Annotated in this window: 14 protein-coding genes and 2 pseudogenes; 7 read left to right on the forward strand and 9 right to left on the reverse strand. The window is 62.4% G+C overall.

Annotation, left to right across the window (positions count from 1 at the left end):
- Positions 1-470: 470 nt before the first annotated feature.
- The 6 genes and pseudogenes from ACKUB9_RS33120 to ACKUB9_RS33145 all read right to left on the reverse strand — a co-directional run.
- Positions 471-976: pseudogene (locus ACKUB9_RS33120) on the reverse strand (transposase); the annotation flags it as partial.
- Between the two features lie 1,213 nt (positions 977-2,189).
- Positions 2,190-4,091 (reverse strand): ATP-binding protein, encoded by a 1,902-nt coding sequence (locus ACKUB9_RS33125; protein ID WP_407530773.1) that lies wholly within the window; start codon positions 4,089-4,091, stop codon positions 2,190-2,192.
- Positions 4,088-5,095 (reverse strand): ATP-binding protein, encoded by a 1,008-nt coding sequence (locus ACKUB9_RS33130; protein WP_407530775.1) that lies wholly within the window; start codon positions 5,093-5,095, stop codon positions 4,088-4,090. The genes ACKUB9_RS33125 and ACKUB9_RS33130 overlap by 4 nt, the downstream gene beginning before the upstream one ends.
- Positions 5,096-5,097: 2 nt before the next feature.
- Positions 5,098-5,502 (reverse strand): ATP-binding protein, encoded by a 405-nt coding sequence (locus ACKUB9_RS33135; protein WP_407530777.1) that lies wholly within the window; start codon positions 5,500-5,502, stop codon positions 5,098-5,100.
- The gene (locus ACKUB9_RS33140; protein WP_407530779.1) at positions 5,483-5,887 is read right to left on the reverse strand and encodes an STAS domain-containing protein; all 405 of its coding nucleotides are present in this window, start codon (positions 5,885-5,887) and stop codon (positions 5,483-5,485) included. The genes ACKUB9_RS33135 and ACKUB9_RS33140 overlap by 20 nt, the downstream gene beginning before the upstream one ends.
- A gap of 4 nt (positions 5,888-5,891) precedes the next feature.
- Complete coding sequence (locus ACKUB9_RS33145) at positions 5,892-6,773, reverse strand: STAS domain-containing protein (protein ID WP_407530780.1); 882 nt, start codon at positions 6,771-6,773, stop codon at positions 5,892-5,894.
- Between the two features lie 723 nt (positions 6,774-7,496).
- Between ACKUB9_RS33145 and ACKUB9_RS33150 the strand changes: the two genes are divergently transcribed.
- Positions 7,497-7,676, forward strand: coding sequence for a DUF6894 family protein (locus ACKUB9_RS33150; protein ID WP_407530781.1), 180 nt, complete (start codon positions 7,497-7,499; stop codon positions 7,674-7,676).
- 35 nt (positions 7,677-7,711) lie between these two features.
- Here the strand turns inward: ACKUB9_RS33150 and ACKUB9_RS33155 are convergent, their stop codons facing one another.
- Complete coding sequence (locus ACKUB9_RS33155) at positions 7,712-8,293, reverse strand: BLUF domain-containing protein (RefSeq protein WP_407530783.1); 582 nt, start codon at positions 8,291-8,293, stop codon at positions 7,712-7,714.
- A 197-nt stretch (positions 8,294-8,490) separates the two neighbouring features.
- On the opposite strand from ACKUB9_RS33155, the gene ACKUB9_RS33160 reads away from it, so the two are divergent.
- Positions 8,491-8,703, forward strand: a complete 213-nt coding sequence (locus tag ACKUB9_RS33160; protein ID WP_407530785.1) for a hypothetical protein — start codon at positions 8,491-8,493, stop codon at positions 8,701-8,703.
- A gap of 9 nt (positions 8,704-8,712) precedes the next feature.
- On the opposite strand, the pseudogene ACKUB9_RS33165 reads toward ACKUB9_RS33160, so the two are convergent.
- Together ACKUB9_RS33165 and ACKUB9_RS33170 are read right to left on the reverse strand one after the other, a co-directional pair.
- A pseudogene (locus ACKUB9_RS33165) lies at positions 8,713-9,240 on the reverse strand (DUF1214 domain-containing protein); the annotation flags it as partial.
- 44 nt (positions 9,241-9,284) lie between these two features.
- A complete protein-coding gene (locus tag ACKUB9_RS33170; protein ID WP_407530786.1) occupies positions 9,285-9,614 on the reverse strand; it encodes a hypothetical protein in 330 nt (109 codons plus the stop codon).
- Between the two features lie 467 nt (positions 9,615-10,081).
- Between ACKUB9_RS33170 and ACKUB9_RS33175 the strand changes: the two genes are divergently transcribed.
- The 5 genes from ACKUB9_RS33175 to ACKUB9_RS33195 all read left to right on the forward strand — a co-directional run.
- The gene (locus tag ACKUB9_RS33175) at positions 10,082-10,684 is read left to right on the forward strand and encodes a phasin family protein (RefSeq protein ID WP_407530787.1); all 603 of its coding nucleotides are present in this window, start codon (positions 10,082-10,084) and stop codon (positions 10,682-10,684) included.
- Positions 10,685-10,889: 205 nt separating this feature from the next.
- Positions 10,890-12,077, forward strand: coding sequence for a DUF2382 domain-containing protein (locus ACKUB9_RS33180; protein WP_407530788.1), 1,188 nt, complete (start codon positions 10,890-10,892; stop codon positions 12,075-12,077).
- A gap of 718 nt (positions 12,078-12,795) precedes the next feature.
- On the forward strand, positions 12,796-13,047 hold the full coding sequence (locus ACKUB9_RS33185; RefSeq protein ID WP_407530790.1) for a hypothetical protein: 252 nt from the start codon (positions 12,796-12,798) through the stop codon (positions 13,045-13,047).
- A 152-nt stretch (positions 13,048-13,199) separates the two neighbouring features.
- A complete protein-coding gene (locus ACKUB9_RS33190) occupies positions 13,200-13,472 on the forward strand; it encodes a hypothetical protein (protein WP_407530792.1) in 273 nt (90 codons plus the stop codon).
- A gap of 262 nt (positions 13,473-13,734) precedes the next feature.
- The coding region (locus tag ACKUB9_RS33195) for a helix-turn-helix domain-containing protein (protein ID WP_407529394.1) at positions 13,735-13,853 on the forward strand (119 nt) is incomplete at its 3' end.

Here is a 13,853-nt window from a genome sequence, read left to right on the forward strand (position 1 = left end):
CACGCCCGACGAGTGTGCCAACTTCTTCATCGCTGCCGGATACGATCCAGATTAAACCGAAAACGCTCTAGTGCACTGACGCGGACGAACGCACCAGGCGCTCGCGCGCTAACGAGCGGAAAACGCACGAGAAATCCCGCTGTGCGCTGTACGTTTTGTTGGCGTCAGTGCACTAGGTGCAATAGGTCACCTGATCGGTATCTGATGTGGTCTCGGCCGCAGCCGGCGCGTAACCCTTAGCAGATCCGCCATACCCAGTAGCGGCGTAGCCATCTCCGTAGTAGCCGTAGTCATAGCCGCCATAGCTGTAGCCGAGGCTGCCTGCAGCCAGTCCGAGCCCGAGGCCCGCACCTAATCCGGCAGCTCCGTACCTGTAACCTCGTCGGCGTTAGAAGCTGCCCCAGTTTCCTGCAAAGCCCGCCCCCGGTATGCACCAACGGACAGACGGAAGCCGCCAACCGCGGCGTTATCCTGTTATGGTTCACAGCCCAGCCCTCCCGCCGCAACAGGATATGCAGCCGCCGGTAGCCGTAGCGCACCCGCGCAGCCGCCAACTCCTTCAGCCGCATGCGCAGCGCCACCTGCGGATCCGAGCGCGTCCTGTAGCGCTGGGACGAGCGGCCGAACCCGGTGGCCAGACAGGCCTGCCGTTCGCTGATGCCGTAGGCCACCTGCAGGTGACCGGCGACCTCGCGGCGAACGGCGGGCCTCACCACTTTCGCTTGAGCACGTCCTGCAGCATCGAGCGATCCAGCGTCAGGTCCGCGACCAGCTGCTTGAGCTTGCCGTTCTCCTCCTCCAGCTGCTTCAGGCGCCGGATCTCCGGCACGCCCATGCCGGTGAACTGCTTCTTCCAGCGATAAAAGGTCGGCTCGGACACGCCCATCTTCCGGCAGATCTCGTCCACCGTGCTGCCATTCTCCGCCTGCCAGAGGGCAAAGGCGATCTGCTCGGTCGTGAAGCGTTTGCGAGGCATGGCATCCATCCTCCGTCGGAGTTCAGGATGCCCGAACAACTTGCGCTCGGTGCGGACCAGTTGGCCGGGTCAGGGTCACGGTTTAGCAATCATCGAGCACTTGATGCTTGAGGCCGGCTGAGACTTGGTGAGCGGCCTCACCTCCCGTCTAAAACAGATTACCGCGTTGGTGAGTTAACACTCAATATTATATTTGCTATATGAGGTGAAATTTTGTTTTGATCTATGCAATCTGTCAGTATAGACTCGAATTATTGTGACGTGACTCTATTGAGGCGCAAGCTAGATGTCAATCTATCGACTACTCCCATCGTTATCAATTCGTGTTTAATCTCAATTGTCGAGGGTATATTTATTGTACGTCCGAATTTCTTACTATTTGTCATGAAAAATTTCCTGGTTTTGGATTGTTAAACGCCAGACAAGAATCGATCACGCAAGTTATTACGCTATGAGTAAGCGCATTTTTGCGCGAATTTTCTCAGAGCAAGGCCTGTAGTGCTGAATAGCCGGACGCGATCCAGTACGGCTCCCTTCTCAACGCAGACAATCTTACCACCCACCGTGATGACCCGCCTGGGAGGTGGCTGCGTGTTAAAGGATGCTGAGCCCGTCAGAGTAAGATGTTCTGATGGATACGCCTTCACCGACATTGCGCGATAAATGGACGGCCAGCCTTGGCTCACAGTTAAAAGGATCGCGTCAGCCTCATGTTCCGTGACCTAAGCCATTGCGCAGCCGCGACCGCTCGATCTTTCGGATCACCCATATATGGGATCCGGCCAGCGTTTTGGATGGCGGCAGATCTGCCCAATGCTGACCGCTGAAGAGCCTCGCACAGCACCGCCCCCGACATCACCGCGACCTTTGGATTTACAATTTTTTCGATGAACTGCATAGCTTTTACCGCAGCGATTTCTAAATCCAGACAAGCTGGCGTATCAAGCTAACGAACACAACTGGACAAAGTTCCAGCGAGAGAAAATTCATAATGCGAGGCGACCGTAACATGTCGGCGCCTCGCTGTTTTGAATACTGAAACGGTTGCCTGGAAGTGATTCAATAAGGCATGAAAACCTGCGAACATTCCTGGCGATCCAGGCGCGGCATGCTCTGAGCCCGTCGCCGGTGTTAGGCCCGGTCATGGTCGGCGCCGGCTCACTCAATCTCGGATGTAGGCTGCTGTCGTAGACGCGCCGTACCTGCGGAAAACTCAGGCATCATCGCCGTCGATGATCGTCCTGATCCGCGACATGAGTGCGTCGACGGCGAAGGGCTTCGTGATCAGAGTCATGCCCGGATCGAGAAAGCCGGAGGGTGTCGCGGCCCCTTCCGCGTAGCCGGTCATGAACAGGACTCTGAGGTCCGGGCGCTTCGCGCGGGCGTGGTCGGCGAGTTGCCGCCCGTTCAGGCCAGGCAAGCCGACATCCGTGACGAGAAGGTCTATGCGGGCGGGTGACTGCAGCACCTGTAACCCTGAGGGGCCGTCGGCGGCCTGGAGTGTTCGGTAGCCGAGGTCGTGCAGCACCTCGACGATGAGGTCCCGCACGACTTGCTCGTCCTCGACCACCAGCACCGTCTCGCCCGAGCCGCGCGGGACCTCGGCAACCTCGTGCAACTCGGCCGCCTCGATGAAGGTGCCTGCGTGGCGCGGCAGGCAGATGCGCACCGTGGTGCCGCGTCCCACTTCGCTCTCGATATTGGTCTGCCCCTGCGACTGGCGGGCGAAGCCGTAGATCATCGACAGGCCGAGCCCGGTACCCTGGCCGAGCGGCTTGGTCGTGAAGAATGGGTCGAACGCCCTTTCCATCACGTCGGGCGGCATGCCGGTTCCCGTGTCCGAGACGCTGATGCAGATGTAGTCGCCGGAAAGCAGCCGTTTGCGTGAGTCGGGGTCGGACAGATCGTGGTGACCGTTCGAGGTCACGACGCTGAGCATGCCACCCTCGGGCATCGCATCCCGCGCGTTGATGACAAGGTTGAGAATGGCGTTCTCAAGCTGGTGCGGGTCGCACAGCGTCGGCCAGAGGCCGGGCTCCGGCTCGACGCGCAGCTCGATGGCCTCGCTCGTTGTCCGGTGCAGGAGGTCGGACATGCCCGCGATCAGCGCGTTCACGTCCGTCGGCTTCGGGTCGAGCGGCTGGCGCCGGGCGAAGGCAAGGAGGCGGTGGGTCAGCGCCGCCGCGCGGTTGGCCGAAGCCATCGCGGTCTCGATGTAGCGTTGGAGTTTCTCGGTCCGACCCTGCGCGATCCGGCTTTGCATCAAGTCCAGCGAGCCGACGATGCCGGTGAGGAGGTTGTTGAAGTCGTGCGCGATGCCGCCGGTGAGCTGGCCTACGGCCTCCATCTTCTGCGACTGTCGCAGGTCCTCGCCCATCCGCTCGCGCTCGGCGGCCTCAGTCTTCAGGCGCTCGTTCGCCTCCGCGAGTTCCGCAGTCCGAGCCGCGACTTGGTTTTCTAGTGTGGCGCCTGCCTCCCGCAGTTGCCCGGCTTGCGCTTCCAGTTCGGCGTAGAGCGCGACCACGCCGCGGTTGGTCTCTGCGAGTTCCGCATTGAGGCGGCAGGCCTCCTCCTCCCGCTCCGTGAGTTCGGCGAGGCTGGAGAGCAGCTCGCGGTTTTGCTCGCGCATCGCGGCTTGCGGCCCCTCGCTCCACGCGCGCATGGTCTGCGCGAGGGCGGCGACCGCGGGTCCGTTCAGGGTCGGGAGCCCGACCGGTAGGTCCTTTCCCAGGGTAACTGCGGTACCGGCGCCCAGGTCAGTGACCACGTCGAAACGGTCCATGAGCCGCCGCGAACCGGTGATGCCGATGCCGAGGCCGGTGGTAGAGCGGTAGCTGCCCTCTAGGATCGCGGGCAGCTCGGCGATGCCAGGGCCTTGGTCGACGACGCGCATGACTAGGAACTGGCGACCGCCGGCGGCGCCGACGCCAAACTCGACACGACCACCACCGGCATAGTCGCGGGCGTTGCGAGCGATCTCGGAGACGGCCGTGGCGATCCGGGTCTGGTCCGCCGGGCTGAAGCCGAGTTGCCCCGCGACATGCCGCGCGCGCTGACGGACCGTGAAGATGTCCTCCTCCTGCGCGACCAGCATCGTGACGAGCGGCCACCTCACGGGGCAGGTTCCCGAACGACCAAGACCATGGCGTCGTCGCGTCCGCGAGCGAAATCGCGGTATATCACCGCGGCGATGAGGCTCGGGTGGGCGGCTAGGATCCCTGGATAGCCGTCGAGCACCCAACTCGTGCCGATGCCGTCCGAGCACATCACTAGGAGGCTCCGTCGCGTGAAGGGCTGCTCGAACTCCTGGATGCGCCGGGCGACGAGCCCGGCTGTCCCAGGCAGAGAGACGAGCCGCTTGGTCACGCCGTCCGTAATCACCGCGCCGGCGACGTTGCCGATGCCGGCGAAGACCAGCATGGCGCGCCCGGACTCGTAGCGCGCCGCCGACACCGCTCCTCCGCGGGTATGCCCGAGACCAGCATGGATCGCCGCGAGAATACGGCTAGGGGCTTCCTGCTCATGCTTGCGGAAGACGCGCACGGCCGCCTCGGATGCCTGGGCGGCCTGGGGCCCGTGTCCGAGCCCGTCCGCAACGAGCGCGGTCCACCCATCATTGTGCGGACGGATGCAGTAAGCGTCCCCGTTCACGGCCTCGCCACGCAGCGGCACGGCGACCGCGCCGAAACGAGGAACCTGGGGCGGCTGCGAGGTCGCTGACTTGCTCGCCGTGCTGGAAATCCGAGCGAGTACGGCGAGTCCTCGCCCGGGCCATGCGGCGATGTCGAAGGCCTGCGATTGCCGCCTGACGGCACCAAGGCCCGTGCCGGAGCTGCCGCCAGTGGAATGCCCGTCGCGAAGCGCGTCGGCCACGTCGGCGACACCAGCTCCCCGGTCGAGGGCAATGATCTCGACGCCCATGCCGGTCTCGTCCTCGAATGTCCCGAGCAGAATCTCGCCGTTCGTCCCGTACTTGACGAGGTTCGTCGCGAGCTCCGTCGCGACGATAGCGACGCGGCCGGCGGCTGTCTCGTCGAAGCCGAGCGTCTGCGCGACGCCGGTCGCTCGACGCCTGGCGTCCGCGACCTGGCTCGCCTCCGTCACCGGGACACTGATCATGGTTACTTCCAACGCACGATGGTCACGCGGGTCCCAACGCCGACGGTCGACTCGATGTGAAACTCGTTGGAAAGGCGCTTGGCACCGCCCAGTCCGAGCCCGAGGCCGCCCCCGGTCGTGTAATGGTCGGTCAAAGCCTTCTCGATGTCCGGGATGCCTGGCCCCTCATCCTCGAAGGTCAGGCGAAGGCCACGTCGGCGACCCTCCTGCAGGAGCTCGCAGCGTGCCTCGCCGCCGCCGCCGTAGTCCAGGGTGTTGCGGGCGAGCTCGCTCGCAGCGGTGACGATCTTGGTTTGGTCGACGAGGCCGAAGCCCGCCTCCAGGGCCAAGGTCCGAACCACTTGGCGAACCCGCACGACGTCGTCGCCGGAGCGTATCGGCAGGCGCTCAGTCCTCGTCGTGGCCATGGGCGCTCCCAAGGCCTTGGGCGTCCTCCTCGTCGAGCCGTGCCTGGATCATCGCCATCCCGCGCTCGACGTTCAGGGCGGTTCTGATACCGTTCAGCGTCAGGCCGAGCTCGACCAGCGTGATGGCGACAGCCGGCCGCATCCCGACCACCACGGTCTCGGCGTCGAGAACGCGCGACACCGCGGCGATGTTGTCGAGCATCCGCCCGATGAAGGAATCGACAATCTCAAGGGCGGAAATCTCAATGAGCACGCCGCGCGCCCCGGTGCGCGCGATCATCGCCGTGAGGTCCTCCTCCAGGGCGACGGCAAGCCGGTCGTGCATGTCGACCTGGATGGTGACGATGAGCGCGCCACCGAGCTTGAGAATCGGGATGCGGTCCATGGCCTTATCGCCGGGCGTCGTCGGCGGCGGCGGGTGCCTTGCGCACGACGACGCGCCCGGTCCGGCGCAGGGCCAGGGCGAAGGCGTCGGCCAGCGTCGCCTTCGAGACGACGTTCAGCTCGACGCCGAGATGGACCATCGTTTGGGCGATCTGGGGCCGGATGCCGGAGACGATGCAGTCGGCGCCCATGAGGCGGGCGGCAGCGATGGCCTTGAGCAGGTGCTGCGCCACCAGCGTGTCGACGGTGGGAACCCCGGTGATGTCGATGATGGCGATCTCCGCCTCCTCGTCGACGATGGCCTGGAGCAGGTTCTCCATAACGACGCCGGTGCGGGCGCTGTCGAGGGTGCCGATCAGGGGCAGTGCGAGGATGCCGTCCCAGAGGCGCACAACCGGGGTCGAGAGCTCAGCGATCTCCTCGCCCTGGCGCCCGATCACCTCCTCGCGGCTTTGGAGGAACACCTCCATCGTATGCAGGCCGAGCTGGTCGAGCACCGTGCTCGCGGACCATGTCCCCGCTGCCACCTGCGAGGCGTCCTGACCGGAAACCCGGCTCAGGGCGTCGAAGATCGGCTCCTTGAGGGATAGGACGAAGTTGGCGGTGTCGGTCGGGGTGAAGCCCTGGATGGCGCGCGAGCGGGAGATGTCGGCAAGAGTGTCGCGCAGGGTACCGTAGGCACCCGCGCCTGCATCTGTCCCACCGGAGCCGAGGGCGTCGCGGAACTGCGAGAGCACCGACTTGGCCTGCGTTTGGAGTTCCGCCTCGCGGATGCGACCAGAGCCGAGGGAGCCGTCCGCCTTCAACAGCCCGAGCCACCCGTCGAGGATCGCGCGCTCTTCGCCGATGACGGTCTTGATAAGGACCTTGGTACCGTCCGTCGCCATCCAGGTCCCCTCGGTTCAATCGTGTTTCGTTCTCCCAGCGACTAGCTTACTCGAGCGGGCACCGATAGTCGCCGGCGACGCAGGCCTCGACAAAACAGGGCTTTCGAACGTGAGCGGGATCACGGACCGCTTGTCCATCAACCTACCCTCCGGCCCGGGTCGCTCCGGAAGCAGCGGCGGACGTTGCGGGCCGGCCCATGGCCTCAACAAGCCCGCAATCGCCTGCGAGGGCGTGCTACACGGAAGGCGTACGCTGCGGGAACATTCGTACCGATACTGGAACACCATGACGGAGGTCGAGAGGGAAGCCGCGATCAGCTTCTACAAAGAGGTCCGCCGCGTACTGAAACTGAAGCGCTGACCCGGGGAACATGATCCTCAGAGCACCTTTGGTTCAAGGGTCATCAGCAAGTTCCCGTCAGACTAGACGCCCGGCAAGGTCCTAATCCTCCGCCGAGCGTTCTGCTGTCTGCTGTCAGAGATCAGGGAAATTACCCGACGGCAACGCATTCTCGATTGTCACCTCGTGCTGTCAGGTCCGCTTCACTCGGCCGAGCGTCACCAGTGAGCCGGGCGCCGACCCTTTCCATAGCGCGCCCGGCTCACTCCGACTGCCGGTTGCATATCTCTGTCTACAAGCGCACAGAAGGCCATCGCTGGCCTTGATTCTGGCTGCCAGTGCCCGAGAGACGCGTGTGCTCCCGCCCATCAGCGGAGCACCACGTGGCGCGCTACTTCTTCGACGTCCATGACGTCACCTTGCAGCGCGATGAGATCGGCAGCGACTGCGCCAGCTTGGATCAGGTGCGGGAGCAGGCCCTGCGATTTCTTCCCGACGTCGCGCGAGAGCAAGCGCTCGATGACGGCGACCGGCACGCCTACACCGGTGCTGGTGACCGATGAGGATCACCACCCCGTCTACTCGGTGACCCTCTCGCTCACAGGGCCCTGACTGATCCGCTAACAGCAGCCCTCACTCGGCGGGCACCAAGCGTCAGTGGACCACTAGCTCTCAAGACGCCTTTCCCTCGCTTCAACTGCGGACCGGTTCTCTGGTCCGGCAGTACCATCCGTGAATGCGTCGCCGGCGCTGCTTCGGTCGCAGACCCGAAGCCCGCGAGGTCAGGCCTGAGCTGCGCGATCTCCGCTCGAACTTGCTCGACCGGGAGAGCCGGCGAGGATGCCACGGCCGGCGCTGCGGCGACGGGCGTGCCCTCCTCCTCCAGGACGAGCCCCTGAACCATCGAGAACACGGCATCACCGCTCATGCGGCTCAGGTCAAACCCGCTCTCGGCAGCGAGCCCCTTCCAGAGCGTCTGTCCGCGGGCCGACTGGCCGACTAACGCCATCGACCAGTTCGCGAAGCCGCCCTGCTCCACCGGACCGCATTGCAGGACCGTGCCGTCACCATGCCGGTCGTCGCACTGGATGCGCTCGAACGTCTCCTCGACACCCGTCCTGGGGCCCTCCAGCACCTGCGCTAACGCGCCACCGTTGAACATCACTGCTGTCGGAACCATGAGGTCGGTCCGGGAACACATTGCTGTGCCGCGCATTCCCGGACCGTCACCTCGACCTGTCAGGCTCACGCCTCACTCGGTCGAACGTCACCGGCGGGTCGGGCGTGCTCAGCGTGCTCGCGGTGACGCGTCCGACCCGTTTCGAGATTAACCTGTGACATACATGAAGCCGGCTGTCACCCTGGATCGGGAATGCCATGCTGAACCGGGACTACACTGTGCGCCGTAGCCCCGACGGCTGGGGTGTGTATGTGATGCACACGGGCGAACCGGTCTGCCTGAATGGGCGGGCACAGACGGGGCTGTCGCGCCAAGCTGCCATTGAACTTCTCGCGTCGCTCCGGACCTTCGCCTTCATCGAAGGGGAGTTTGGCAACCGGCCGGGCATCAAGGGCGTCTTGATCTCCTAAGGCTGTGAGTTATGAGACGCGTTTAAGTCCCGGCCGTTGCCATGTCACTTCACCCGCGGGCAACACCGAAGGCGGCGTTGTCTTCGGCCAGTAGAGCCACATTACCAAGTAGATCGGCCCATGCGGAGCGGGCAGCCAGTTAGCCTCCCTGCCAGCGCCCGGCGACTTGTTCTGGATGTAGAGCGTCAGCGATCCATCTGCGCTAGTATTCATTTCGAGCAGCATGGGCGAGTTGATCAGATGGCGATTGATCGGGTTCTCGATCAGGAGTTGGGACTTGCCGTCATACATTGTCAGCGACCAAAACGAATTCACCGGTAGCAGTTGTCCCACCGGAAAGGTCAGCGTGTAATTGTGTTTGCTGCCGTCGAGCATCTGAGCATCGCTGTCAACGCGCGTAAATGGATAGGTCGCTTCCTCCGGGTCATTACCATAGATGCCGGCCTGAGTGGCGATGGCGCGCTTCAACCAGTCGCCATTGTAGTGGGCGCGGTCGCCTGGAAGACCGCTCACCCGCCAGCCATTGATCTCCTTTCCGACAAGGGCGACGGCCTCGTCGACCTTCCGCCGGCCTTCCTCCATCAGGGCAATGAGGAGGATGACGTGGCCGAGGATGAGTCGAGGAGCGTGGTTGCGACGGTTCCGGTGAGCAGACCTCGAAACCGATGACCTGCGGCGGTCTTCAGCAGGCGCCTCATCCGCACCCTGGCGACCTCCTGCAGCTTGCTGGAGAGCAGGCTAGCGCCGTAGAGGCACAGGACGAGACTGGCCAGCCCGCCTATGTCAACGCCGAACCAGTCCACATCTCTGAGGCTTGCTGATTCCTTTGCAGCCTGCGCAAGAGCGCGTCCTCCGGCCGTATCGAGGAGCAGCCCGATGGTGGCAGCGCTGATCACGAGCACGAGCGTCATGCAGCGCTTGTGACGGTTCGCTCCTCTGATATCCGGCTGCACGATGCGCATCTCCGCGAGACGGAAAGGCGCGACCGTCTTACTGGCCGATGGCACCCGATAACGCCCGGTAGCTGCTCGCCCACGAGAACGAAGATCGTGCGTTTGCTGCCAAGGTCACACACTCGCGACGAGCTGCGGCTTCATACGTCCGGTTGGCGGTTTCGGCCTGGGATCCAAGTTTCGAAGTGAAAACCTCATTGTGCAGCGCGATCAGATGCTTGAACATCGAGGTTTGACGATTAACGGATTTTGACAAAATTTAATCGACTCTAAATGAACAATCCTGCCTTGAAACAATGACCCTTCCCCACGATGTATGTGCGGTGCAACAAAAGAATCAATGTGGCTCGCGGGTTCAGCTCAGCGCACCGTTTATATTTGCACATCTTCGAAATTCATATTTGCAATCAAGATAGGTTACTCAAATGGAATTCATGCAAAGCGCCGATACGAACAAACAGGCCGAACAGGCCGAGAGGTTCGGCAGCACTTTCAAGGCGGAGACCGCCAAGATTAGCGAGAAAAATATCAAGTTCGCTGACGCGGCCCGTGAAAGCATGAGTGCAATGGCGGATATCACTGGTAAAACTACTGAGAACGCCAAGCAGATCATGCAGAATAACGTCGAAACCGTTTCTCAGCAGGCCCGCGAAGCCGCCGATCGCTTCAGACGCACACTCGGTTTCACCGGACAAGATGGCGAGCGCCTCGCCCTCCAGTCTAGGCAGAATGTCGAAGCCGTCACGTACTGCGGGACGGTTCTGACCCAGGCCGTCCAGGACGCCTCCCGGAGCTGGCTTGAGATGAGCCAGAAACAGTGGCAGCGCAACCTCGTCGGCCTCAACAAGCTGGCGCGGGCTGGGTCGCTCCAAGAGTTCGTCGCGGTTCAGACTGAACTGTTTCGCGAGAGCCTGCAGCACATCGTTCAGGACAGCCGAGCAATCACTGAGACCTCGGCACGCGCGGTCGAGGAGGCCAGCAAAGCCTTCTCCAGCATGGCCCAGCAGACCTCGACCACCGCTCGCTGAGTATCCCCACCAAGCCCGCGCACGTGGCAGCTCGGCGATAAGTTGGAGTGGCGGCTTCAGAGTGCCTCCACAAGCAGGCCTAAGGCGACGTTTATCTCTGCAATTGCGCCGATCGTAAACTTCCAAAGACATCGGGTAAGCCGCAGGATAACCTGGTTAAGTGAACTGAAACAAAAATCATTCTGAACGCACTAGGATGCAAACAATGACAACCATTAGACAGTTGATACAGACCGCCCCCACGAAAGCAAACGAGCTCTTGGAGACACTCGCCGATACATCGAACAACGCGGTGAAGACGCGCGAGCGCCTCCTCGGCGACCTCAAGTACGAGCTGGAGCTTCTGGCCAAGTTGGAAGAGGAGCAGCTGTTCCCGGTTCTCCGAAAGCATAAAGAAACCAAAGATCTTGTCGCTGCGGCGCTGAACGATAACAAACAAGCGCGCAAGCTGCTGGCTGAGCTGGAGCAAACGCCAAAGGGTAGCGAGGAATTTGGACCGAAAGTCGCCGAGTTGCGGAAGGTCTTCCAGCAAAGTGTGCGGGACGAACGCAAGGACCTGCTGCCAGCGATCCTGAAGGCGCTGAGTGAGGAGGAGGCACAGGCCGTCGTCGAGAGGATCGAGGACGTGAAGGCCGAAGTCGAGGAAGCAAAGCGCGCCGAGGCTGAGCAGCGCCGTACCGAGCAAAGGCAAGAGCGTGACCAGGCCGAGAAGCGCCTCTCCGAACAGAAGGAAGCCGCCGATCGCGAGCGGGAGACCCGGGAGGCCGCCCGGCAGAATGCCAAGCGGGTAGCACAGGCGGCCGAAGCTGCCGCTGAAAGCACCCGCAAGATGGCCCGGAGCACTGCAGAGACAGTTCAACGTGTCGCGACCGCTCCTTTGAGTACAGGATCACTCTTCTTTGACGTCATGTTTGGAATGTGGGGCATGCCGCTGGGTAGTTCACTGATGCGCTCCAGCGATACCTCAGCTCCCAAGAGTCAGGCGTCGACCCAGGAAGAGGAGGTCATCCCGCTGGCGGAAGAGACGCTGATTGTGGGCAAGCGCCTGGAGAACGGCGGCACTACCACGGTGCGCCGCTATGTCGTCGAGGTGCCGACCGAGCAGCAGGTGACGCTGTATGACGAGACGGTCGTGGTTGAGCGGCGCAGGCCCGTCACCGATCAGGTAACAGGGGAGACCTTGACCGAACTCACCGTCGAGATGGTTGAGACCTCTGAGGTGCCGCTCGTGGGCAAGGGGGTGAGGGTCAGGGAAGAGGTCGTGGTACGCCGGGAGCGTACGAAGCGTGTCGAGACTGTACGAGACACGATCCGGCGGGACGAGGTCGAGATCTCCAACGCGAGCGGACGCTCCGGCAACAGGCAAGCCGCGCTCGCTTATAGCAGCAAGTAGAAGCTGATAGCCCGATACAAGCAGGCCGCGGTCAATGTACCGACCGCGGCCTCCTGGAGGCCATTCCGAAGCTGTTCCAGTCCCTGGGACTGTTGGCAGAGCCGTTGTTCGAACCCCGGCTGATGCCTCAGGTGGGGAGAACCTCGCCCCGTGATCGCGGCCATCTGGGCTGTTCGCAAGATTGCCGCGACCTAGCCTCCCGATTAAGGCCTCGGTGGGGCATCCCGGATCTTGCGGTTGTACTCCCTGTCGTTGGCAGCGACGGCGCTTTATCGAGCAGGGTCGTGGCGGCATCCGGCCGGTGGTGATTGTAATCCGCGACACAGCGGGCAAGCGCGGCGCGGGCATGGGCCAGGTCGAAGAGCAGCGCCTCGCTCAGGAATTCGTCGCCATCCGGCCGTTTAAGCTCTCGCACATGCCGTTCTGCATTGAGTTGCCCAGCGCGATGAAGTGCCAGCCTTCGAGCCGCACTACCGAAATGGCCGCTCTTCACCCTATAGCGAACCTCTCGACAGCTCGCCGACCGCGCTCCCGATACTCACGCACGCGGTTCGCACGAGGGCGCCAAAGAGGTTGCGCCCTCAAGCTGGCCGCGCTCGGCCATCGGCAGCTTTTAGCTAAGAACGGAGATAACGGCCATTAGGCACTCACGGGGAATAATATCATTGACGCCCCCATCAATGAAACGCACGACTAGTTTTTGAGCTGAGGTGCGATCGTGAACGACAACATCAAGACGTGGCCGCAGATCGCGGACATCATATTGACTGAGATACATAATCGTCCAGGCGGTGATGATCTCGTTTCTCTTGAGTTTCATGGCGCTGATAGCAAAGTGCCCGTGCCTCCGTTCACCATCGAACTTAAGAATGGATGCGATACTTCATACCGCGAAATGGCTCAATCCGTCGCTGATATCATAAACCGTTTGAGTTGCGAGCATTATGTAAGAACATTCACAGTGCATTGAATCAAATCACTTGTGACGACTGTCAAGGATGGAAAGAGGCAGGCTCATCTACCCTGCTCCGCCAATATGTTCAGCCGCCAAATCTCGCAGCGTGCAAGCAAGCTCTGGCTCGCACACAGATAATGTTGATTGACAAGCGACGAGGTCCAGAGATGAACGACGCCGAGCAATTCGCCTCCGTGGAGGCGAGCCGCGTGATACTGGCGACAGTAGCCATGAGGTTGCGGGCAGTCAGCAGAATGCGTCCAGTGGCAACGGACGAGCATGCGGACTTGCAAACCGCACTCGCCGACCTGGTGAGCCTCTACATCTGCGATCCAGACTCGGTTGGGAACAATGAGGAAGCGGCAAGGATCTTCAACCGCATCCTGACATTGAGTGACGCCGTGAACCTTGGTGCACATGCGCCGCCGACCCTGCACTGAGAGCGGCGCGCTCGCGGCCGCATCAATGATCGCAGGGGCGCCGGTTATGATTTCCTCCTGCAGCACTGCCTGCGCCGACGTGACCTGGGGCGCGATGCCGAACTTCCTTAGACAACATGACGCCGGAGGCGCCGCCATGGTGACGAACGAGGCTCTCCTTGCCTGACCCCAGCCAACCCACACCGAACGGCACTTAGAGCGGGTCCCGAGCCGCTAGAGACGGATCTGCGGGTTGCGCGTTGAGGAGTGAAGGAGCTTGCCGATGCCCTCACCCCTCTCTGTGGATCTCCGCGAGCGTGTCGTCGCTGCCGTGGCGGCGGGGGCCTCCTGCCATCGCGCCGCGGCTCGCTTCGGGGTCAGCGTGTCGAGCGCCAGCCGCTG

The sequence above is a fragment of the Methylobacterium oryzisoli genome, assembly GCF_046557895.1.
Classification (GTDB): domain Bacteria; phylum Pseudomonadota; class Alphaproteobacteria; order Rhizobiales; family Beijerinckiaceae; genus Methylobacterium; species Methylobacterium oryzisoli.

Bases quoted from the DNA above. Each gene is read 5' to 3' on its own strand.
- ACKUB9_RS33130 (WP_407530775.1), bottom strand. From the start codon at position 5,095: ATGATCAGTGTCCCGGTGACGGAGGCGAGCCAGGTCGCGGACGCCAGG.
- ACKUB9_RS33135 (WP_407530777.1), bottom strand. From the start codon at position 5,502: ATGGCCACGACGAGGACTGAGCGCCTGCCGATACGCTCCGGCGACGAC.
- ACKUB9_RS33140 (WP_407530779.1), bottom strand. From the start codon at position 5,887: ATGGACCGCATCCCGATTCTCAAGCTCGGTGGCGCGCTCATCGTCACC.
- ACKUB9_RS33145 (WP_407530780.1), bottom strand. From the start codon at position 6,773: ATGGCGACGGACGGTACCAAGGTCCTTATCAAGACCGTCATCGGCGAA.
- ACKUB9_RS33155 (WP_407530783.1), bottom strand. From the start codon at position 8,293: ATGGTTCCGACAGCAGTGATGTTCAACGGTGGCGCGTTAGCGCAGGTG.
- ACKUB9_RS33160 (WP_407530785.1), top strand. From the start codon at position 8,491: ATGCTGAACCGGGACTACACTGTGCGCCGTAGCCCCGACGGCTGGGGT.
- ACKUB9_RS33170 (WP_407530786.1), bottom strand. From the start codon at position 9,614: ATGACGCTCGTGCTCGTGATCAGCGCTGCCACCATCGGGCTGCTCCTC.
- ACKUB9_RS33175 (WP_407530787.1), top strand. From the start codon at position 10,082: ATGGAATTCATGCAAAGCGCCGATACGAACAAACAGGCCGAACAGGCC.
- ACKUB9_RS33180 (WP_407530788.1), top strand. From the start codon at position 10,890: ATGACAACCATTAGACAGTTGATACAGACCGCCCCCACGAAAGCAAAC.
- ACKUB9_RS33190 (WP_407530792.1), top strand. From the start codon at position 13,200: ATGAACGACGCCGAGCAATTCGCCTCCGTGGAGGCGAGCCGCGTGATA.